Source organism: Paraburkholderia edwinii, assembly GCF_019428685.1.
Classification (GTDB): Bacteria; Pseudomonadota; Gammaproteobacteria; order Burkholderiales; family Burkholderiaceae; genus Paraburkholderia; species Paraburkholderia edwinii.
Genome location: NZ_CP080095.1, coordinates 1,801,633 through 1,823,087, shown reverse-complemented (window position 1 = coordinate 1,823,087; position 21,455 = coordinate 1,801,633). Strand labels below are relative to the sequence as shown.

20 protein-coding genes are annotated in these 21,455 nt (G+C 64.4%); 13 read left to right on the top strand and 7 right to left on the bottom strand.

Going from position 1 to position 21,455, the window contains the following annotated elements; genetic code table 11:
• The first annotated feature begins 186 nt into the window (after nt 1–186).
• From purD to rng, 7 genes are all read left to right on the top strand, one after another.
• Nucleotides 187–1,461: a phosphoribosylamine--glycine ligase gene (purD, locus tag KZJ38_RS08115; protein ID WP_219799571.1), complete on the top strand. Its 1,275-nt coding sequence runs from the start codon at nt 187–189 to the stop codon at nt 1,459–1,461.
• A gap of 342 nt (nt 1,462–1,803) precedes the next feature.
• Nucleotides 1,804–2,727, top strand: coding sequence for an oxygen-dependent coproporphyrinogen oxidase (gene hemF / locus KZJ38_RS08110; RefSeq protein ID WP_219799570.1), 924 nt, complete (start codon nt 1,804–1,806; stop codon nt 2,725–2,727).
• Nucleotides 2,718–3,626 (top strand): nicotinate-nucleotide adenylyltransferase, encoded by a 909-nt coding sequence (locus KZJ38_RS08105; RefSeq protein WP_219799569.1) that lies wholly within the window; start codon nt 2,718–2,720, stop codon nt 3,624–3,626. Before hemF ends, KZJ38_RS08105 begins: the two co-directional genes overlap by 10 nt.
• A 2-nt stretch (nt 3,627–3,628) precedes the next feature.
• Complete coding sequence (gene rsfS, locus KZJ38_RS08100; protein ID WP_219799568.1) at nt 3,629–4,078, top strand: ribosome silencing factor; 450 nt, start codon at nt 3,629–3,631, stop codon at nt 4,076–4,078.
• 69 nt (nt 4,079–4,147) lie between these two features.
• Nucleotides 4,148–4,618, top strand: a complete 471-nt coding sequence (rlmH, locus tag KZJ38_RS08095; RefSeq protein ID WP_219799567.1) for a 23S rRNA (pseudouridine(1915)-N(3))-methyltransferase RlmH — start codon at nt 4,148–4,150, stop codon at nt 4,616–4,618.
• A 285-nt stretch (nt 4,619–4,903) separates the two neighbouring features.
• Nucleotides 4,904–5,533 carry a Maf family protein gene (locus KZJ38_RS08090; RefSeq protein WP_219799566.1) on the top strand — a complete coding sequence of 210 codons (630 nt, stop codon included), beginning with the start codon at nt 4,904–4,906 and terminating at the stop codon, nt 5,531–5,533.
• Between the two features lie 9 nt (nt 5,534–5,542).
• Entirely contained in the window at nt 5,543–7,012 is a 1,470-nt protein-coding gene (gene rng, locus KZJ38_RS08085; protein WP_219799565.1) for a ribonuclease G, read from the top strand.
• Between the two features lie 102 nt (nt 7,013–7,114).
• Here rng and KZJ38_RS08080 read toward each other — a convergent pair whose 3' ends face one another.
• Nucleotides 7,115–7,399 (bottom strand): BrnA antitoxin family protein, encoded by a 285-nt coding sequence (locus KZJ38_RS08080; RefSeq protein ID WP_219799564.1) that lies wholly within the window; start codon nt 7,397–7,399, stop codon nt 7,115–7,117.
• On the bottom strand, nt 7,359–7,652 hold the full coding sequence (locus KZJ38_RS08075) for a BrnT family toxin (RefSeq protein WP_219799563.1): 294 nt from the start codon (nt 7,650–7,652) through the stop codon (nt 7,359–7,361). The genes KZJ38_RS08080 and KZJ38_RS08075 overlap by 41 nt, the downstream gene beginning before the upstream one ends.
• A 195-nt stretch (nt 7,653–7,847) precedes the next feature.
• On the opposite strand from KZJ38_RS08075, the gene KZJ38_RS08070 reads away from it, so the two are divergent.
• The 3 genes from KZJ38_RS08070 to KZJ38_RS08060 all read left to right on the top strand — a co-directional run bounded on the left by KZJ38_RS08070 (nt 7,848) and on the right by KZJ38_RS08060 (nt 8,783).
• Nucleotides 7,848–8,051, top strand: coding sequence for a hypothetical protein (locus KZJ38_RS08070; protein WP_219799562.1), 204 nt, complete (start codon nt 7,848–7,850; stop codon nt 8,049–8,051).
• A gap of 151 nt (nt 8,052–8,202) precedes the next feature.
• Nucleotides 8,203–8,373 (top strand): hypothetical protein, encoded by a 171-nt coding sequence (locus KZJ38_RS08065; RefSeq protein WP_219799561.1) that lies wholly within the window; start codon nt 8,203–8,205, stop codon nt 8,371–8,373.
• A 56-nt stretch (nt 8,374–8,429) separates the two neighbouring features.
• Nucleotides 8,430–8,783, top strand: coding sequence for a hypothetical protein (locus KZJ38_RS08060; RefSeq protein ID WP_219799560.1), 354 nt, complete (start codon nt 8,430–8,432; stop codon nt 8,781–8,783).
• Nucleotides 8,784–8,833: 50 nt separating this feature from the next.
• Here KZJ38_RS08060 and KZJ38_RS08055 read toward each other — a convergent pair whose 3' ends face one another.
• The 4 genes from KZJ38_RS08055 to msbA all read right to left on the bottom strand — a co-directional run bounded on the left by KZJ38_RS08055 (nt 8,834) and on the right by msbA (nt 14,656).
• The gene (locus tag KZJ38_RS08055; RefSeq protein WP_219799559.1) at nt 8,834–10,159 is read right to left on the bottom strand and encodes an O-antigen ligase family protein; all 1,326 of its coding nucleotides are present in this window, start codon (nt 10,157–10,159) and stop codon (nt 8,834–8,836) included.
• Complete coding sequence (locus KZJ38_RS08050; protein WP_219799558.1) at nt 10,156–11,286, bottom strand: glycosyltransferase family 9 protein; 1,131 nt, start codon at nt 11,284–11,286, stop codon at nt 10,156–10,158. The genes KZJ38_RS08055 and KZJ38_RS08050 overlap by 4 nt, the downstream gene beginning before the upstream one ends.
• 491 nt (nt 11,287–11,777) lie before the next feature.
• A complete protein-coding gene (locus KZJ38_RS08045) occupies nt 11,778–12,860 on the bottom strand; it encodes a glycosyltransferase family 4 protein (protein ID WP_219800177.1) in 1,083 nt (360 codons plus the stop codon).
• A gap of 2 nt (nt 12,861–12,862) precedes the next feature.
• The gene (gene msbA, locus KZJ38_RS08040; protein WP_219799557.1) at nt 12,863–14,656 is read right to left on the bottom strand and encodes a lipid A export permease/ATP-binding protein MsbA; all 1,794 of its coding nucleotides are present in this window, start codon (nt 14,654–14,656) and stop codon (nt 12,863–12,865) included.
• Between the two features lie 182 nt (nt 14,657–14,838).
• On the opposite strand from msbA, the gene KZJ38_RS08035 reads away from it, so the two are divergent.
• Nucleotides 14,839–15,603 carry a glycosyltransferase family 2 protein gene (locus KZJ38_RS08035; protein WP_219799556.1) on the top strand — a complete coding sequence of 255 codons (765 nt, stop codon included), beginning with the start codon at nt 14,839–14,841 and terminating at the stop codon, nt 15,601–15,603.
• Between the two features lie 70 nt (nt 15,604–15,673).
• On the opposite strand, the gene dnaE is transcribed toward KZJ38_RS08035, so the two are convergent.
• Entirely contained in the window at nt 15,674–19,294 is a 3,621-nt protein-coding gene (gene dnaE / locus KZJ38_RS08030; protein WP_219800176.1) for a DNA polymerase III subunit alpha, read from the bottom strand.
• Nucleotides 19,295–19,525: 231 nt separating this feature from the next.
• Here dnaE and KZJ38_RS08025 point away from each other — a divergent pair, with 231 nt between their 5' ends.
• Nucleotides 19,526–20,389 (top strand): sulfurtransferase, encoded by an 864-nt coding sequence (locus KZJ38_RS08025; protein ID WP_219799555.1) that lies wholly within the window; start codon nt 19,526–19,528, stop codon nt 20,387–20,389.
• A 144-nt stretch (nt 20,390–20,533) separates the two neighbouring features.
• On the top strand, nt 20,534–21,454 hold the full coding sequence (gene gluQRS / locus KZJ38_RS08020; protein ID WP_219799554.1) for a tRNA glutamyl-Q(34) synthetase GluQRS: 921 nt from the start codon (nt 20,534–20,536) through the stop codon (nt 21,452–21,454).
• Nucleotide 21,455: the final 1 nt, after the last annotated feature.

Sequence of the window (21,455 nt, the reverse complement as noted above, 5' to 3'; positions counted from 1 at the left end):
CAGCATCAGGGGGCGGCCCGGCGTTCGGTTTCGCGATTTGTGTTGCCTTCGTCACAGGCGTTCGATGCGAGTTATGCGAATCTTGCAGATATTCACGGCTGGTGGCGCACGCGCTGCCGCATCAGCAGCAGCCGCACTAGCGGCGTTTAGCCGGCCGTTCATGGTTGATAGCATTCGGGGAATCTCATGAAGTTACTCGTCGTCGGATCCGGCGGTCGCGAACATGCGCTCGCGTGGAAGCTCGCGCAATCGCCGCGGGTCCAGCTTGTCTATGTCGCGCCCGGCAATGGCGGCACCGCTCAGGACGAGCGTCTGCGCAACGTCGACATCGTCGATCTGAACGCACTTGCCGACTTCGCGGAGAAGGAGCAGATCGCGTTTACGTTAGTCGGGCCGGAACAGCCGCTCGCAGCCGGCATCGTCAATCTGTTCCGCTCGCGCGGGCTCAAGATCTTCGGACCGTCGCGCGAAGCCGCGCAGCTCGAAAGCTCGAAGGATTTCGCGAAGGCGTTCATGAAGCGTCACGCGATTCCGACCGCCGAATACGAAACGTTCTCCGATACGGCCGCCGCGCACGCCTATATCGACGCCAAAGGCGCGCCGATCGTGATCAAGGCCGACGGCCTCGCCGCGGGCAAAGGCGTGGTGGTGGCGCAGACGCTCGAAGAAGCACACGCGGCCGTCGACATGATGCTGTCGGACAACAAGCTCGGCGATGCCGGCGCGCGCGTCGTGATCGAAGAGTTTCTGGCGGGCGAAGAAGCGAGCTTTATCGTGATGGTCGACGGCAAGCATGTGCTGCCGCTCGCCTCGAGCCAGGACCACAAGCGGCTCGCGGACGGCGACGAAGGCCCGAACACCGGCGGCATGGGCGCGTACTCGCCGGCGCCGATCGTCACGCCGCAGCTGCATGCGCGCGTGATGCGCGAGATCATTCTGCCGACCGTGCGCGGCATGGAAAAGGAAGGCATCCGCTTCACCGGCTTCCTCTATGCGGGCCTGATGATCGACGCGCAGGGCAACCCGAAGACGCTCGAATTCAACTGCCGGATGGGCGACCCGGAGACGCAGCCGATCATGGCGCGCCTCAAAGGCGATTTTTCGAAGGTCGTCGAACAGGCGATCGCCGGCACGCTCGACACCGTCGAGCTCGAATGGGACCGCCGCACGGCGCTGGGCGTCGTGCTCGCCGCGCACAACTATCCGGACACGCCGCGCAAGGGCGACCGGATCAACGGCATTCCCGCCGAAACGGCCGATGCGGTGACGTTCCACGCGGGCACGACGCTCGCGAACGGCAAGCTCGCCACGTCGGGCGGGCGCGTGCTGTGTGTGGTCGGCCTCGCCGATTCGGTGCGCAGCGCGCAGTCGGTCGCGTACGAGACGATCAACCAGATTTCGTTCGACGGGATGCAGTACCGGCGCGATATCGGGTATCGCGCGGTGAATCGCAAGCACTAGCACGCAAGGTAGGACATCGGGCGGTCAATCGGCTGCCCGTCCCGCGGCGGTTCGTCACTCCACGCGTGCCCGACCGCCCCGCGAGCGCTAAACTTCGCTCATTCATGCGATGAACAGGCGACGAACGAGCGGCGAACGGACAACAACCCGCGCGCCGACGCGCCGTTGAGCGCCGCGGCTCCAGTGAACCCGCCCGGCATCCGGCGTTCATCGTCGGCATTCGCATGACAGAATACGGCGCGTTGCCTGCCGACGTGGCCCCGGTTTTTCCGGGGTTTCCGCGATTTTCCTTTTGACGAACCATCCGCCGCAATCCGCATCACGCGCGGCCCCCACAGACCGATGACAGATTCGACTTTCGACGCAGTGGCCGTGCGCAGCTGGCTGCAGGGCCTGCAAACCCGTATCGCCGACGCGCTCGGCGCATTCGACGGAACGCCGTTCGCGACCGATACCTGGCAGCGCGACCCCGGCGGCAAGCTGCGCGGCGGCGGCTGCACGCGCATCCTCGAAGGCGGCCGGTTTTTCGAGCGCGCGGGCATCGGCTTTTCGGATGTCACCGGCGACGCGCTGCCCGCCTCGGCAAGCGCATTGCGCCCGCAACTGGCGGGCCGCGGCTTCGAAGCGGCAGGCGTGTCGCTGGTGCTGCACCCGCACAATCCGTACTGCCCGACCGTGCATATGAACGTGCGGATGCTGGTCGCGACAAAGGAAGGCGAGCCGCCGGTATTCTGGTTCGGCGGTGGCATGGATCTCACGCCCTATTACGGCTACGAAGAGGACGCGCAGCACTTTCACCGCACATGCCGCGACGCGCTGCAGCCGTTCGGCGCCGACCTGTATCCGCGTTTCAAGCGCTGGTGCGACGACTACTTCTACCTGAAGCATCGCAATGAGGCGCGCGGCATCGGCGGCATTTTCTTCGACGACTATGCGGAGCCGGGCTTCGAACAGTCGTTCGCGATGACGAAAAGCGTCGGCGACGCATTTCTGAACGCCTATCTGCCGATCATCGAAAAGCGCGGCAATGAGCCGTACGGCGAAGCGCAGCGCGAGTTTCAGGCTTACCGGCGCGGCCGCTACGTCGAATTCAATCTCGTGTTCGACCGTGGCACACTGTTCGGGCTGCAAAGCGGCGGGCGCACCGAGTCGATCCTGATGTCGATGCCGCCCCGCGCGAACTGGCGCTACGACTGGCAGCCGGAACCCGGCACGCCGGAGGCGCGCCTCTATAGCGACTTTCTCGTACCGCGCGAATGGGTCTGAACCCGACAGGCGCGCCGCTGGCGACGGCGCCACAACCGCAGGGGCCTCTGCATGGGTCAACTGAGGGGTCCGCTCAGGGGGCAACTCAGGGGGCCGCTCAAGGGTCAGCTCAGGCGTCCACGCAGAGGTCAACTCAGGCCGGCAAGCCGCTCGCGCGCCGCGTCGGCGTGCTGGGCGGCACGTTCGACCCGATCCACAACGGGCACCTCGCGCTGGCCCGGCGCTTTTCCGAGGTGCTGCAGCTGACTGATCTGATCCTGTTGCCCGCGGGACAGCCGTGGCAGAAAGCCGGCGTGTCTTCCGCGCCGCATCGTCTTGCCATGACGCGCGCGGCAGCCGGCGCGCTGAACCTGCCTGGCGTGTCGATTGCAGTCGCAACCGACGAGATCGAGCATGACGGCCCGACCTACACCGTCGACACCTTGCGGCGCTGGCGCGAACGCGAAGGCGCAGACGCGTCGGTGTCGCTGCTGATCGGCGCGGACCAGCTCGTGCGCCTCGATACGTGGCACGACTGGCAGCAGCTGTTCGACTACGCGCATATTTGCGCGGCAACGCGGCCGGGCTTCGATCCGTCGGCGGTATCGCCAACGGTCGCCGCGACAATCGCCGCCCGTGCGGCCAGTGCCGATGTGCTGCGCGCGACCCCGGCAGGCCGCTTGCTGATCGATACGGCACTCGCGTTCGACGTATCGGCAACCGATATTCGCGCGCAGTTAGGAAAACAGCTCGACGAACGCAAGCGGTTAGCGAACTACGCAGCGAGCACGGCGGCACCCGCCGCAAGCCGCGACGCCACCGCCCGCAGCACCGCAGACGGCACCGACACCGGCCCGGAAAGCCAGGTTCCCGCTCCGGTGTGGGACTATATTGTTCAACATCACCTTTACCAATCGTAAAAATGGATATACGCAAGCTGCAACGCACGATCGTCGACGCGCTCGAGGACGTCAAGGCACAAGACATCAAGGTGTTCAACACCAGCCACCTGACCGAGCTGTTCGACCGCGTGATCATCGCGAGCGGCACGTCGAACCGGCAGACGAAAGCGCTCGCGTCCAACGTGCGCGAGAAGGTAAAGGAAGCAGGCGGCGATATCGTCAGCACCGAAGGCGAGGACATCGGCGAATGGGTGCTGGTCGACTGCGGCGACGCGGTGGTCCATATCCTGCAGCCGGCGCTGCGCCAGTACTACAACCTCGAGGAAATCTGGGGCGACAAGCCGGTGCGCGTGAAGCTGGCCAATGCGAGCCCATTCGGCGGTGCGCGCATCACCGACGATGAAGACGAAGAAGACGAGGCCGTCGCGCGTCCGGCCCCGGCACGCCGTGCGCCCGCACGCCGCCGCTAGCCGCATCGCACGACGCCGCATCGCATGGCTCGCACGTGCCTGTGACGCGCAGCGCCACGCCGCTTCCCGATGAAACTGCACATCCTGGCCGTCGGCCATAAGATGCCCGACTGGATCGCCGCCGGCTTCGACGAATACGCGAAGCGGATGCCGCCCGAACTGCGCATCGAGCTGCGCGAAATCAAACCGGAGCAACGCTCGTCCGGGCGTCCGGCCTACAGCGTGATGGCCGCTGAACGGCAACGCATCGAAGCGGCGCTGCCGAAAAACGCACGCCTCGTCGCGCTCGATGAACGCGGCAAGGACTGGACCACGATGCAGCTGGCCGGCGCCCTGCCCGGCTGGCAGCAGGACGGTCGCGACGTCGCGTTCCTGATCGGCGGCGCCGACGGACTCGACCCTGCACTCAAGGCGCGCGCCGACCTCATGCTGCGGCTGTCGAGCCTCACGCTGCCGCATGCGATGGTGCGCGTGCTGCTTGCCGAACAGCTTTATCGTGCGTGGACGATTACGCAGAATCATCCGTATCACCGCGCGTGAATGTGCGGCGCGCGGGCGAGTCGCTCGCGTGCCCGTGGGTGGCACGGTTGCTTTACTTTTCCCCCTTGCCTCCCATGTCGAATGTCAGCGACGGCTCGTTTCCGCTTCTGGTCTAATGCGTTGCGAGCGGCACCGGCGTGCATGCGCCGCTGCCGCAGGCGCCGTGGCACATTCACACTCAAGCGCATTGCCAGCGCCGTTCACTGTTTCCAGCCGCGCTTAAGCCCGCTTGAACCCGCTTGAACCCGCTTAAGCGCGCTTGAACCCATTTGCCAGGATTCATTCATGCCATCGTCGTCTAACGCTCTGTATCCGTTCGTTTATCTCGCGTCGCAAAGCCCGCGCCGGCAGGAGTTGCTACAGCAGCTCGGCGTGCGCTTCGAATTGCTGCTGCCGCGTCCCGACGAAGACGCCGAAGCGCTCGAAGCCGAACTGCCCGGCGAGCGCGCGCACGATTACGTGATGCGCGTCTGCGTGCTTAAAGCACGCGCCGCGCGTGAGCGTCTAGACGCGAGTGGCCGCGCCACCTCGCCGATTCTGGTTGCCGATACAACCGTCACGATCGACGAAGCGATCCTCGGCAAGCCCCGCGACGCCGAGGATGCAGTCGAAATGCTCGCGCGCCTCGCCGGCCGCGACCACGAAGTGCTAACCGCGGTAGCCGTCGTCGATGCGGCCGGCGCGCAGTTGCCCGCTGTGCTCTCCACATCGCGCGTGCGCTTCGCGCCGGTCACGCGCACTGCGCTCACACGCTACGCGGCCAGCGGCGAGCCGCTCGGCAAGGCCGGCGCGTACGGCGTGCAGGGACGCGCCGCGGAGTTCATCGAACATATCGACGGGTCCTATTCGGGTATCATGGGTTTGCCGCTTTATGAGACCGCCGCGCTGCTGCGTGCGGCGCGCATCGACTTCTAGAACAACACCATGAACGAAGAGATCCTGATCAACGTCACGCCGCAGGAGACGCGTGTCGCGTTGGTCCAGCAAGGCGCCGTACAGGAGCTTCACGTCGAACGCACGCTGTCGCGCGGGCGCGTCGGCAATGTGTATCTCGGCAAGGTCGTGCGCGTGCTGCCGGGCATGCAATCCGCGTTCATCGATATCGGTCTCGAACGCGCCGCGTTTTTGCACGTGGCCGACATCTGGCATCCGCGCATCGCGGGAGAGGCGCAGCAGAACGTACCGCATCAGCCGATCGAAAAGATTGTTTTCGAAGGCCAGACGCTGATGGTGCAAGTGGTCAAGGATCCGATCGGCACGAAGGGCGCGCGGCTGTCTACCCAGGTGAGCATTGCCGGGCGCACGCTCGTCTATTTACCGCAGGAACCGCATATCGGCATCTCGCAGAAAATCGAGAGCGAAGCGGAGCGCGAAGCGATTCGCGCGCGGCTCACGTCGGTGCTGCCGGTGGACGAAAAAGGCGGCTATATCGTGCGCACGATTGCCGAGGATGCGACAAGCGAAGAGCTCGCTGCGGACGTTGCCTATCTGCGCAAGACGTGGGCGACGATCCAGTCGCAGTCGCAGCGCCTGCCGCCGACGAGCCTCCTGTATCAGGATCTCAATCTCGCGCAGCGCGTGCTGCGCGATTTCGTCAACGACGATACGTCCCGCATTCAGGTCGACTCGCGCGAGACGTTTCAGATGCTCTCGGACTTCGCAACGGAATTCACCCCTGCCGTGCATGCGAAGCTGCATCACTACACGGGCGAGCGGCCGCTTTTCGATCTGTACAACATCGAGACCGAAATTCAGCGCGCGTTATCGCGGCGCGTCGATCTGAAATCGGGCGGGTATCTCGTGATCGACCAGACCGAGGCGATGACGACGATCGATGTGAATACGGGCGGCTACGTCGGCGCGCGCAACTTCGACGATACGATCTTCAAGACGAACCTCGAAGCCGCGCATACAATCGCGCGGCAATTGCGGCTGCGCAACCTCGGCGGCGTGATCATTATCGACTTCATCGATATGGAGAACGTCGAGCATCGCGACCAGGTGCTGTCCGAACTGAAGAAGGCGCTCGCGCGCGATCGCACGCGCGTGACGGTGAACGGCTTCTCGCAGTTGGGGCTGGTGGAAATGACCCGCAAGCGCACGCGCGAATCGCTCGCGCATGTGCTGTGCGAGCCCTGCCCCGTGTGCCAGGGCAAGGGGCAGGTCAAGACGGCGCGCACCGTCTGCTACGACGTGCTGCGCGAAATTCTGCGCGAATCGCGGCAGTTCAATCCGCGCGAATTTCGCGTCGTCGCGTCGCAGCAGGTGATCGATCTGTTCCTCGAGGAAGAGTCGCAGCATCTCGCGATGCTGATCGACTTTATCGGCAAACCGGTGTCGTTGCAGGTGGAATCGAATCTGAGCCAGGAGCAGTACGACATCGTGCTGATGTAGGCGCGCAAACGGCTTCGCACGCGGTTTCACTGCCGGTTTCACTCACGGCTTCACAACAGCTTTGCCGCAATGCCTTTGACCCAGCGCCTTTGACCCACGCACTTACGACGGCTGATGCGCGCGCAGCCAATCGCGCAACGCATCGTTCATGCGCGTTTGCCAGCCTTCGCCGGTCGCGCGAAAGCGTTCGATGACGTCCGCGTCGTAGCGGATCGACACAAGCACTTTCGGCGACTCGAGACGCGGCCGGCCGCGCGAGCCGAGCGGCTTCATCTGCCTGAATGCTTCAGCGGGGACTTCGAAGGTGTCAGGATCCGCCGCGATTCCGCGGTTGATCGCTGCGTCTTCATCCGGACTCGGCATGACGATCTTCGATTTGCTCGACATAGTTTCTGACCTCTCGCTGATTCGCCTTGCGCAGGCTGATGATGTGCATGGTGTCGTCGCGCTGCGTGAAGACGACACAAAAAAGACGCTCGCCGATTATGCCGTAGCCGATTTCCCGAACTTCGAGGTAATCGCGGCGCGTATCGACACAAGCCATCACCTCCGACCAGTCGAGAAACGCTGCAGACGATAAATCGACACCGTGTTTGGCGACGTTGCTCTCGTTCTTCAACGAGTCATAAGTGACGTGCATCTGCATATATTGTAGCTACGAAAAGTGGCGCGTTGCAAGCTCCAATTGTAGCTACGGTAAAAGCGAACTTCGCCTCGGCCGGATGGCATAGGACGAACTCGCAGTTACCGCATAACCCCCGTCTGGCGGGGCATTCGACGAGATGGCACAGCGCTTGCTTTATCGGCATACCACACCATACGCCGGACCACCGCCATGCATGCCGACCGTATCGAAATCATCGAAGAGTCCACCGCCGAAGCACCGGGTTTCGGTCAATGCTTCAGTTCACTCGCAGCGCCGGCGCGCGCCGCCGAAGCCGAACCGGAGCCGACGCCCGTCGGCCTTCTGACGCTCGGCATTGCATGGCTGTTCGGGCTCGAGGCGCTGCTCGCCGACGACCGTCGTCCCAAGCGCTGACCGCGGCGCCGACCAGGCAATTTCGTCCCGCTCCGTGTAGTCGTTACAAGCCGTTACATATTGGGAACCGATGCGCCACCACGCGCGGGCCGTGCGGATCACCGGGATCACCTAGACTTTTAGATGTGATCGGAATCAAACGGAGGCTGCCATGGCTGAATCAATGGTAAGCGTCGTGATAGCAGTGGTGCTCATCGCTTTCGCGGCGATTCTTCTCACGCATCAGTTGCGGCGCGAAACCCATCGCGGCAAAACGGCCGACCGCACGGAAGGCCGCTTCGATCGCCGTCACCTGTGGGAACGGATGCGGCATCGGCATTGATCAGCACTCGCTGGCAGCACCCGCTGTCGCAACATCACGGTTGTAGCGAGGCCACCATGTCCGACGATGACGTCAGTTCGCAAACGGTCGATCACGAAGCGGTCGACTACGAAGGGTTCGAGATTCATGTGTCGACGCGCCTCAAACATGGCGCCGACCTCGCGAACAGCACGGCCTATGTGTCAGCCGATGAAAGCAAGCCCGCGCGCTACACGTATATCGGCTACGTTTGCCATCCCGGCGCCAATGTCGCGCTGCCCGGCCATACCGTGCCGTTTCATGCGGACGGCGACGACGCGTTCGCAACGGCGCAAGACGCATTCGCCGAAGCGCTCAACGTCGGCCGCGGCATTATTGACGGCACGCATCCGGATCTGTCGGTGTTATCGCTCGTAACGAGCGGTGTGTGAGCGTACGAGCGCATGAGCGCGTGAGCGCTGAACACGCAAGCCGCGCGAGCTTACGCGTCGCGCGACCCTTTGCCCAAATCCTCGACACGCGACTCCCGTGGCGCCTGTACGTGCCCGTCGCGCTGCCGCTCGCCGCAGCCGAGCATCAGGCCCGCGAACGACCAGAACGCGAGCATGGTCGTTTGCCACATGAAGTCGTCGGTGATGTTCTTCGTAATCATGCCGACGACGAGCGCGACGCCCGCCGCGCATAACCACAGGTTGACGCGCCGCAATTGCCAGAAGCGCGCGATCAGCGCGACGAACAGCACGATCTGCAGCGCAACCCCGATCACCCCGGTTTGCAGCCACGTATTGAGAAACAGGTTGTGCGCATGCGTAAGCGCAACGGGCTCGAATTTCAGCAGCGCGTCCGGCATGACGCTGTGATACGCGAGGCCCGGCAGCGGCTTGCCAAAACCGATCCCGAGCCATTCATGCGATTTTGCCGCCGACGTGTAGAACGCCCACAGACGCGGACGCGTATCGCCGGCCATCGTATCGTCGATGCCCGATAGCGCATGCGGCAGGTAGATCGCGTGGCCGTCGATCGTCAGCGCGCTGCGCGGCGCCTGCACCACCGCTTCGCCGATTCTGAGGCGCGAGCTGAGTTCCAGCGTGCCGAGCCCCGCGACCGCCAGGATCACGATCGACAGCGCGGCCAGCACCAGATGCCGGCGATACAGCGGATAGAACGCGATCACGAGCGTCACGGCGACCGCGGGCCAGAAGAAGCGGTTCAAGGTCGCAAGACCGATGAACAGGCACAGCACGATGCCGAGCGCGCCCACCGCGCGCCAGCGCCGCCGCGTCAGCAGCGTGCCGGCAAACAGGGTAAGCGCGAAGATCGCGAGCGTACTGGTGTGGCCGACGCGCGCGTAGTAGTGCAACAGGAAGGTATCGGCGGTCGGCGGCTGCAGACGCCCCCAGTAGACCACGCTCGTCAGCACGAGCACCGCACACGCGAGCCACGCGACCAGCACGAGCCGCTCGGGGTGCGCGCTCTTCTTGCCGAGCACCCAGAACGCCCAGAATGCGACGAGCGGATAAAACACTTCGTCGAACCATGCGTGCAGGCTCACCGACGGCGCGAACGACCAGCCGATCGACGCCAGCGTCCACGAGGCCCACGCCGCGATCGGCAACGCCAGCGGCCACTTCAGATGCCGTACGCCGCCCGTGCGGAACGCGGACCATGCGGCTGCCAGCGTGCCGATTGCGAGCACGGCAAGCGCGATATAAACGATCGCCGTCATGTGCGCGAACATCATGACGAACAGAAGCACGGGACACGCGATCCAGAGTGCGCGCTCGACGCGCGCCGCAATCAGGCTCATTGCACCTTCACCAGAACGTTGTGTAGCGCGTCGCACACCGCGGCGACGGACAGCCGGCCCATACAGTCCGCATGGTCGCCGCGCCACGCGACGCAGGTGGTCGCGTTGCGATCGCAGCGCCGCACCCACTCGACCCTGCGACGGAAAATAAAAGGCTCATCGCGGCACGGCATGTCGGCAATCGTGACCGCGAAGAACGGCATATTGCGCCAGTATCGGCCGGCGCCGTGAATCGATGCATTACCGGGACCGAAGAGCGCGACAGTCGGCACGCCGACGAGCCGCCCCAGATGCGCGACGCCGGTATCGGGGCAGACGATCGCTTTCGCGCCGGCGAAAAGATGCCACAGTTCGCCGAGCCCCAGCCTGCCTGCAAGATTCGGATGGCGCGGATCGGGGTCGATGGTGCGGATCAGTTCGACTTCGCCGGGCCCGCCGCTCCATACCGGCATATAGCCGAGCGCTTCGACGAACCGTGCCACCTCGAGCCAGCGCGTGTCGGGCCAACGCTTGACCGCGGTGCTCGCGCCCGGATGCAGCACGACGTACGGCTGCGCGAGCAGGTCGGCATGCGGGAGTTCGACATGGGCCGGCGCGGGCCAATCGTCTGGATGATAGGCCCGCGGCTCGACGCCCGGCACGAGATCGGCCGCCAGATCGGCCCATGCGGCTGGCGTGGCCGGATACGGCACGGCTTCGTTGACGGGCCAGTTTTTCCATGCGGGCACATCGTGCGCATGCGCGATGATCCAGCGGCAATCGGCGGCAAGCGCGAGCCAGCTATGCCGGTTGTCGCCGGCCACGATGCCGAGATCGTACGGACCCGAACGCAACACACTGCGCACGCTTGCGAAATCGCGCGGATCGAACGGCAACGCCGTCACGCCATACGGCCGGCCCGCATAGAGCGGCACGATCGCCTTCGGGCAGGCGAGCACGATTTGCGCGTCGCGATACTGCGCGCGCAGCTTTGCGAGCAGCGGCGCCAGCAGCAGCGTATCGCCGAGCAATAGATGATGTGCGATCAGAATCCGTTGCGGATGCAACGGCTTGCGGCGCAGCGGCTTCGCGAGGAGCCGCGGCAGCGCGCGGGCAAAAATTCGGATACGTCCAGCTAGTCGACTCATCGGGGTATCGGCGAGTGAATCCCGCCTGTCATCTTGCTGTACGCCGTTATCCGGCAAGAAGCCGCATTCCCCTGCTTACTTCTTCAGCGGTTTCATTCTGAACGGTCGCTTCACACATCAGGCCACACGACACGCGACCGGGTATATCCCAAAAAGTCGGCACACTTTTACAGCAGACTTCAATGCTCAGCCGGTTCGTCAGCGTGACAGCATGACGCGTTAAGCCTGACGAAATAAGTGCGGTGAAACAGGCAAAAACCAGGCACAGTAACGGCGAGTTCGCGCGCACGGCAGACTGCACAAGGCTGAAACACGAACGGCCGATCATAACATGCAGCCTGTGCCGTTCACGACTTGGACCAGGGCTCGAAACGTTGCGCAGGCTGCGTCCGGCTTGAAGGAACGAGCGGTTGGAAACGGCGGAAAGCGGCTAGAAGGGACGGCGAAGCAGCGGATAACGACGCTGCGCAAAGCAGTCGAAGGCGCGGCAGTCAGCGACGCTCGACGATGCGCTGCGCGGCGCGCAGCAACGTATCGACATGGCTTGCGATGCGCGTGTCGTAGAGCACACCGCCGCGCGCCACATCGGCGGGCGTTGCCGAACTCGCGGCGCCCGCCTGCGCATGTTGCTGTGCGATCCGCTCGAGCGTCGCGCGCAGGTCGGCCGCGTCGTTCGGTTCGAACGTGTGTTTCGCGTGCGGCGCGATCGCCGCGCAGCAGCCGAGCGTCGTCGGGAAAATGACCGGCGTGCCGCACATCACCGATTCGATGCCGACGAGGCCGAACGGCTCGTACTTCGACGCGAGTATCGTGAAGTCCGCGGCACGGTAGCAGTCTTCGATATGCTTCGCGTAGCCGAGATGGCGCACGCGCGCATCCACGCGCTCGGGCGGGCGTCCGGCAACGGCAAGCACGAACGTCGCGTCGAGCTCGCGCAGCGCGGCCTCGATCAGCGGCAAGCCCTTGCGGTCGTGACTGCTCGACGGAAAGAGCAGCACGATCTCGTGATCGGCAAACCCGAACCGCTTGCGCAGCGCCGCGCGCTCGTCCGCACCGACCGGCGAAAAGCGCGTGCCGTCGACGGGCGGATACATCACTTCAATCTTCGCCTCGGCAATACCGTAAAGTTCGCGCAGTTCGTCGCGCATCAACGGCGAGTGCGCGACGATCAGTTTCGAATTGTCGTACTGGCTGCGCTCGAGCGCGATCTGTCTGACGTCGGAGCCCTTGCGCCGCCGGCCCGTCGCGCGTAGAAAGCCCAGGTGCGTGCCGCCGCAAATCGCAATTTCCGACGAATCGACGCGATTCACGCCGATCAGCACATCGACGCCCGCGGCGCGCCGCGCGGCGCGCAAACGGCGCGAGAACCAGCCGTCGCGCCACTTGCCCGGCAGCAGCGAGACGTTGATCCGATGCGCGTGGACCATCGCGGCTTCCGGCAACGACCGATCGAAGCGCCGCGCAAAAAACTCTGGCGTCACGCCAGCCGCGACGAAGCCGCGCACGAGGTCCATCGCATATCGCTCGAGCCCGCCGCTATGTTTGAGCGCGTTGCTGGAGATGCCGATTTTCATGGTCACGCGGCGTTCTGCTGGAACTGGATCCGATGCAGATGCGCATAGAGCCCGTTCTGCATCAGCAGTTCGCGGTGCGTGCCGCGTTCGGCGATGCGCCCCGCCTCCATCACGAGAATGCGGTCCGCGCGCTCGATCGTCGACAGCCGGTGCGCGATCACGAGGGTCGTGCGGCCTTTCATCAGCGTTTCGAGCGCCGACTGCACATGGCGCTCCGATTCGGAATCGAGCGCCGAGGTCGCTTCGTCGAGGATCAGGATCGGCGCATCCTTGTAGATCGCGCGCGCGATCGCAAGCCGCTGGCGCTGGCCGCCCGACAGCATCATGCCGTTGTCGCCGACCAGCGTATCGATGCCGTTCGCCATCGCTTCGACGGTATCCCACAGGTTCGCCGCGCGCAGCGCCGATACGACGCGCTCACGATCGGGCGTTTGCCCATACGCGACGTTGCTCGCGATCGTGTCGTTGAAGAGCACGACATCCTGGCTCACCATCGCGATCTGGCTGCGCAGCGCGTGAATGCCATATTCGGGCAACGCCACGCCATCGACGAGAACCTCGCCGCCCGACGGATCGAAAAAGCGCGGCAGCAGATTCACGAGCGTGGTCTTACCGCTGCCCGACGGCCCCGCGAGCGCGATCATCTCGCCCGGCGCAACCTTGAACGAGACCTGCTCGAGCGTCTGACGCTGCATCGGCCCGCTCGTGCCATACGCGAACGACACGTCGCGGAACTCGATCTCGCCGCTCGCGCGGTCGAGTGGCAAGCCGCCGCCGGCCGGCTCGGGCGGCTCGTCGATCAGCCCGAAGATCAGTTCCGCGGCCGTCATGCCGCGCTGCAGCGGCTGGTTGACGTCCATCAGATGCTTGAGCGGCGAGATGATCAGCAGCATCGATGTGACGAACGCGACGAAGCCGCCGACCGTCGTCTGGTCGGACGTCGATTGCACCACGGCGATGGTCACCACCACGGCCAGCGCGATCGACGCGAGAAACTGCGTGAGCGGCTGTGCGAGGCCGCCCGACACCTGCATCCGCATCGAATAGCCGCGCAGGCGCTTGCTCATTTCGGTGAAGCGGTCCATCTCGTACTGCTCGCCGTTATGCACCTTCACGACCTTGTAACCGCCGACCGTTTCTTCGACGATGTACGACAGTTCGTTCGTCAGCAGCTGATGCTCACGGTTCAGGCGCCGCAGGCGCCGGTTGATCTTGCCGACCAGCCAGCCGATGGTCGGCAGCAGCACCGCGACGATCAACGTGAGGCGCCAGTTCAGATAGAACAGGTAGCCGAGCAGGAACAGCACGGTCAGCGAATCGCGCACGAGCGTGACGAGCACGCCCAGCAGCACGTTCAGGATCTGGTTGACCTCGAACACGATCGCGTTGATCACGGTGCTCGCCGTCTCGCGCTGGAAGAACGCGACACTGGTGTGGATCATGCGTTCGAACATCTTCAGCCGCAGATCGAGCAGCACGCGGTTCGACACATACGCGAGCAGATAGCCCGACGCGTATTGCGACGTGCTGCGCACGAGCGCGAGGCCAATGATCGCCATCGGCACGAACCATTTCGCGCGGTCGCTGCCGTGCTCGCCGAAACCGTGATCGAGCAGCGGCTTGAGCAAGGCGGGAATGGCGGCATCGGTGGCGGCGCTCGCGGCCATCGCGACGATCGCCCCGACGACGACCCAGAAGAGCGGCTTCAGGTAAGGCCAAAGCTTGCGCCATACGTTCACTGCGGACGACGCCTGACCCGTTCCGATCGGTTTGCTTAACGTAGGCTTTTCGCTCAAGACTTCCTCAGGATAAGCGGACCGGCGCATGGCTCAACGTATGACGCGACCATGGCCCGATTGCGCGCGCATCGCATGCGCACAACACCACAAAAACGGTGAATTCGCCGGCCGGCAAAGAAAAACAGCATTGTATACTTGCGCGACCCTGCGACCCAGAACACCGATCACCGCCATCACGCATGAAAGAACCCACTCTCGGTGTCGCGATCATCACGAAAAACGCCGCGTTGCGGCTTGCGCAATGCTTGCAGTCGGTTGCGTTTGCCGACGAGATCGTCGTCATGGACGGCGGCAGCACCGATGCGACTGTGGAGATTGCGCAGGCACACGGCGCACGCGTCGTGATCGACACCGACTGGCCCGGCTTCGGCCCGCAAAAGAACCGCGCGCTCGATGCGCTTACGACCACCTGGGTTCTGTCGATCGATGCCGACGAAGTCGTGACGCCGGAACTGGCGGTGTCGATTGCGGCCGCGCTCGCCGCGCCGCGTGCGGACGTCTATGCAATCGACCGGCTGTCGTCGTTCTGCGGCCACTGGGTCCGTCATTGCGGCTGGTATCCGGACTGGATTCCGCGTCTTTTCAAACGCAGCGCCGCCCGTTTCTCCGAAGATCTGGTGCACGAGCGGCTCGTGTTCGATACGCCGGTCCAGCGCCTCAAGGGCAAGCTGCTGCACTACTCGTATGAAGACTTCGAGATGGTGCTGCGCAAGCTCGACGCGTATTCGACGGCAGGCGCGAAACAGCGGCATGCGGCAGGCCAGCGCGCCGGGTTCGGCAAGGCGCTCGCGCGCGGCGCATGGGCGTTCGTGCGGACCTACGTACTGCGCCTCGGTTTTCTCGACGGCCGCGCCGGATTCATGATCGCGGTGTCCAATGCCGAAACGGTGTACTACCGCTTTCTGAAGCTTGCGCATCTCGATGCGCAAACGCCGCGCGAATAGCGAAACGCGCCGCAGCGCTCGCGCCATTCGCGCTTGCTCGCGGCAACGTCGCGGCGACCTCGCCGCGACTTCAGTAGACGATTTCGATCGAGCTGTCCGAGAATTCGCCGCGCAGCGCGGCCAGCAATTCGTCGGTTGGCTTCACGCGCCACGCGTCGCCGAGGCGCACCTCGCCTTCCGCGTGTTCGCTGCGATAGACGATCTGCACCGCGAGGCCGTTCGGCGCCGGCGCTGATGCACGTTGCCCGCGGCCATTGTCGTAGCCGCCATAGCCGTTGCCGCCGCCGTTGCCCTGTGCACGGCCACCGCCGTTACCGCCGCGCCCGCGCGCGGCAGAAGCAGAAACAGAAACGGGCTCGTCAGCGGCGCCCGACGCCGCATCGGCGGCCGCGCTGTACGCTTCGAGCACGCGCCGCAACGCATGTGCATCCGCGTTGCCGTTCATCTGCACCTTCACGGCTTGCGCATAGCGGCTGCGCGCGCGGCCGAGATCCATCGGCGTATCGACAGTAAAGCGAATGCCGCCCGTAAACGCGTCGTTGCGCGCCTGCCCCTGCACGACGAGCAGCTCGTCTTCCTTGAAGAACTGCTTGTTCGCTTCGAACTGCTCGTTGAAGATCGTCACTTCGCACTGGCCCGTGCCGTCGTCGAGCAGCGCGATCAGCATCTTGCCGCGCTGCGTCATCTGCGTGCGCAGCGACGAGATCACGCCGGCCACGAGCTTGTCGCGCCCTTCCTTGAGCTCGCCGATCTTCTGGCGCACGAAGCGGCGCACCTCATCCTTGTACGCATCGAACAGATGCCCGGACAGATAAAAGCCGAGCGCGCTCTTTTCTTCCTGCAGACGCCGCTTGTCGGACCATGCCGGTTCGTCGACGAGTTCGTGGCCTTGCGACGGCGAATCGTCGCCCATATCGAAGAGACCGGCCTGCATCGCGTTCGCGCTCGCCTGTTCGGCCGCTTCCATCGCGAGCGACACCGACGCGAGCAATTGCGCGCGGTTCGCATGCAGCGTGTCGAATGCACCGGCGCGAATCAATGCTTCAATCGTGCGGCGATTGACGATGCGGCGGTCGATCCGCGCGCAGAAATCGAACAGGTCGGTAAATGGGCTTTCCTCGCGTGCCCGCAGAATTTCTTCGATCGCGTTCTGGCCGCTGCCCTTGATCGCACCGAGCCCGTAGCGGATCGTGCGCGAGCGCTTGCCATCGGCTTCGGCGACCGGCTCGAAGCGATAAGCCGACATATTGATGTCCGGCGGCAGCACGGCCATCTTGTTCGCGATGCAGTCTTCGAACAGGATTTTCACCTTGTCCGTGTCGTCCATCGCGAGCGACATGTTGGCCGCCATGAATTCGGCCGGATGGTGCGCCTTGAGCCACGCCGTGTGATAGGCGAGCAACGCGTACGCGGCCGCGTGCGACTTGTTGAAGCCGTAGCCCGCGAACTTCTCCATCAGGTCGAAGGTTTCGTCGGCCTTCGCGCGCGTGAGGCCGTTTTTCGCGGCGCCCTCGGCGAAGATCTCGCGATGCTGCGCCATTTCTTCGGGCTTTTTCTTGCCCATCGCGCGGCGCAGCAGGTCGGCGCCGCCCAGCGAGTAGCCGCCGATAATCTGCGCCATCTGCATCACCTGCTCCTGGTAGACCATGATGCCGTAGGTCTCTTTCAGAACAGGCTCGACGCGCGGGTCCGGATACTCAACCGTTTCGCGGCCGTGCTTACGCGCGCAGAAGCTCGGAATCAGGTCCATCGGACCCGGGCGATACAGCGCGACGAGCGCGATGATGTCTTCGAAGCGGTCCGGCTGCGCGTCTTTCAGCATGCCTTGCATGCCGCGGCTTTCCAGCTGGAACACAGCCACCGTGTTCGCTTTCTTCAGGATCGAGAACGAGGCCGGATCGTCGAGCGGCACCTGCGCGAGCGACCAGTTTTCCTTCGACGGATCGAGCCGGCGGATATAGCGCTCGGCCCAGTCGAGAATGGTCAGCGTGGTGAGTCCCAGAAAGTCGAACTTGACGAGGCCGACCGCTTCGACGTCGTCCTTGTCGTACTGGCTCACCACGCCGCTTTCGTCGCCTTGCGTGTAGAGCGGGCAAAAATCGGTGAGCTTGCCGGGCGCGATCAGCACGCCGCCCGCGTGCATGCCGACGTTGCGCGTCAAACCTTCGACGCGTTGCGCGAGTTCGAGCAGCTGATGCACTTCGTCTTCGTTATCGAAGCGCTCCTGCAACAGCGGCTCTTCCTTCATCGCGTCGGCAATCGTCACATGCTTGCCGGGCTTGAACGGAATCAGCTTCGCGACGCCGTCGGTGAACATATAGCCGAGATCGAGCACGCGGCCGATATCGCGCACGGCCGCCTTCGCGGCCATCGTGCCGAAGGTGGCGATCTGCGACACGGCGTCCGCGCCGTACTTCTCCTTCACGTACTGGATCACGCGATCGCGGCCGTGCTGGCAGAAGTCGATATCGAAGTCGGGCATCGACACCCGCTCCGGATTCAGAAAACGTTCGAACAGCAGGTTGTAGCGCAGCGGATCGAGGTCGGTAATGCCAAGCGCGTACGCGACCAGCGAGCCCGCGCCCGAGCCCCGGCCCGGGCCCACCGGTACGCCGTTGTTTTTCGCCCAGTTGATGAAGTCTGCGACGATCAGGAAGTAGCCGGGAAAGCCCATCTTGATGATCGTGCCGCACTCGAAATCGAGCCGCGCATAGTACGTTTCGCGCTGCGCGTCGCGCGCGGCCTCGTCGGGGAACAACTGCTCGAGGCGCTTTTCGAGCCCTTCCTTCGACAGCTGCACGAGGTAGTCGTCGAGCGACATGCCGTCGGGCGTCGGGAACAGCGGCAGCTTCGGCTTGCCGAGTTCGAGCGTCAGGTTGCAGCGCTTCGCGATCTGCACCGTGTTCGCGAGCGCGGACGGAATGTCCGCGAACAGCGCGGCCATTTCATCCTGCGTGTGAAAGTGCTGGTCGGTCGTGAAGCGCTTCGGGCGCCGCGGATTCGCGAGAATGTCGCCTTCGGAAATACACACGCGCGCTTCGTGCGCGGTGAAATCGTCGGGCGTCATGAACTGCAGCGGATGCGTGGCGACGACGGGCAGCTTCAGCGCGGCCGCGAGCGCGACCGCCTGCTGCACATACGCTTCGCCGCCCGGCTGCCCGCAGCGTTGCAGCTCGATATAGAAACCGTTCGGGAAAATGCGCGCCCAGCGCTCGGCGTTGCGTCGGGCCGCCTCGTCGTTGCCGGCCGCGAATGCAATGCCGATGTCGCCCTGCTGCGCGCCGGACAGCGCGAGCAAGCCCTCGGCAAGCCCGCCCTCGAGCCATTCGGCTTCGACTTCGGCGCGGCCGCGATACTGGTTCGTGAGCCACGCCTTGGTCAGCAATTCGCAGAGATTCAGGTAACCGCCGCGATCTTTTACGAGCAGCAGCAGCCGCGACGGCTTGTCGCGATCCGCCGGATTGGTGATCCAGACATCACAGCCGGCAATGGGTTTGACCCCTTTGCCGCGCGCTTCCTTGTAGAAACGGACGAGACCGAAAGCGTTGCCGAGGTCGGTGAGCGCAAGCGCGCCCTGGCCGTCTTTTGCCGCGGCGGCGACCACGTCGTCGAGACGCACGATGCCGTCGGCGATCGAGAACTCGGAGTGGACGCGAAGATGGACGAAGCGGGGATCTGACATGGGCGGTATTGTAACTCGCGCCCCTGCGCAATAGGCCGTTCGTTATAGGCCAAATGGCTGGTTAAGTGGGCGGTGAGTGGGCAGCTGAGTGTGCAAATGAGTGGCCAGTTGCGCGGCCGGTCGAGCGGCGCGATGACTCGAAGCACCGCGCGGCCGCCGGCACGCGTGCGGGATGAGGGATAATACGGGTTTGCCTGTTGCCGGTTAGCCGTCCCCTGAACGGACGGCCCCTGAATCACCATGAGTATTCTCAATCTTTCCGCCTACCAGTTCGTGACGCTCGATGCGATCGCGGCGTGGCGTCCGCTCGTCACCGAACGCTGCAACGCGCTCGGCTTGCGCGGCACGATCCTGCTCGCGCCGGAGGGCATCAATCTGTTTGTCGCGGGCCCGCACGACAACGTGCGCGCGTTTATCGACTACATCCGCCACGATCCGCTCTTCGAAGGCAAGTTCGCGAGCCTGCAGTTCAAGGAAAGCGTGTCGGACACGCAGCCGTTTCGCCGCATGCTCGTCAAGCTCAAGCGCGAAATCATCACGATGAAAAAGCCGGCGATCCAGCCCGAGCTCGGCCGCGCGCCGTCGGTCGATGCGCGCACGCTGAAAGGCTGGCTCGATCGCGGCCACGACGATGCGGGGCGCCCGGTCGTCATGCTCGATACGCGCAATGCATTCGAAGTCGATGTCGGCACGTTCGACAAAGCGCTCGACTATCGCATCACGAAGTTCAGCGAGTTTCCGGACGTGATCGAACAGAATCGCGCGGACCTCGAAGGCAAGACGATCGTATCGTTCTGCACGGGCGGGATTCGCTGCGAAAAGGCCGCCATCCATATGAAGGACGTCGGCATCGACCACGTGTATCAGCTGGAAGGCGGCATCCTGAAGTACTTCGAGGAAGTGGGCGGCGCGCATTACCACGGCGAGTGCTTTGTGTTCGATTACCGCACCGCGCTCGACCCGAATCTCACACCGACGACAACCGTGCAATGCTTCGGCTGCCGCGCGGTGGTCACGCCCGAAGGGCAGCAGTCGCCGTTCTACGTGGCGGGCGAAACCTGCGCTGCGTGTCATCCGCAGCGTGACGGCGCACGCGCGGCATGATGGCGACGCGATGCGGCGCGGCATGATGCGGCGCACCGCGATGCCGCGCGACTTGATGAAGCTCACCGCGACACGGCGCGATACGGCGCGCCATCCCGCGGCACGGCACGATGCGTGGCGTGATATCCGCCTGACGACATCGCGATGACCTACCGCGGACGCTTCGCCCCCTCTCCTACCGGGCCGCTGCATTTCGGCTCGCTCGTCAGCGCGCTTGCCAGTTGGCTCGATGCGCGCGCACATAACGGCCGCTGGCTCGTGCGCATCGACGATATCGACGGGCCGCGCACCGTCCCGGGCGCAGCTGAAGACATCCTGCAGACGCTCGAACGTTTCGGCATGTGTGCCGATGAACCGCCGGTCTGGCAAAGCCGCCGGACAGCGCACTACGAGCGCGCGTTCGCGCAGCTGCAGGCCACCTCCGGCCTCGTCTACCCGTGCGGCTGCACACGAAAGGAAATTGCCGATTCGCTCGTGCGCGCGCATGCGCGGCACGCGACGCTCGCGTATCCGGGCACCTGTCGCGACGGCCTGCACGGCAAGGCGCCGCGCGCATGGCGGTTGCGTGTGCCGGACAGCGCAACGGCCGGCGCTTCGGTTGATCCCGCCATCATCCGCTTCGACGACCGCTGGCAAGGCCCGCAAAGCCAGAACCTCGCGACCGAAGTCGGCGACTTCGTGCTGTATCGCGCGGACGGCCAGTGGGCGTATCAACTGGCAGTCGTCGTCGACGATGCCGATGCCGGTATCACGCACATCGTGCGCGGCGCGGATCTGCTCGATTCGACTGCGCGGCAGATTTATCTGCAGCGGTGTCTCGCCGTGCCGACACCGTCGTATCTGCATGTGCCCGTCGTCGTCAACGAGGAAGGCGAGAAGCTCAGCAAGCAGACCGGTGCGCAAGCGCTCGATGCGAGCCGGCCGCTCGATGCGTTGCGTACGGCCGCGCGCCATCTGGGGCTGGATCTCGGGAGGCCCGACGCGCTAATCACTTCGCTCGACGCGTTCTACGCGGCTGCAACGCCCGCCTGGGCGCAGCGCATCGAAGCGCTGAAAAGACCCTGAC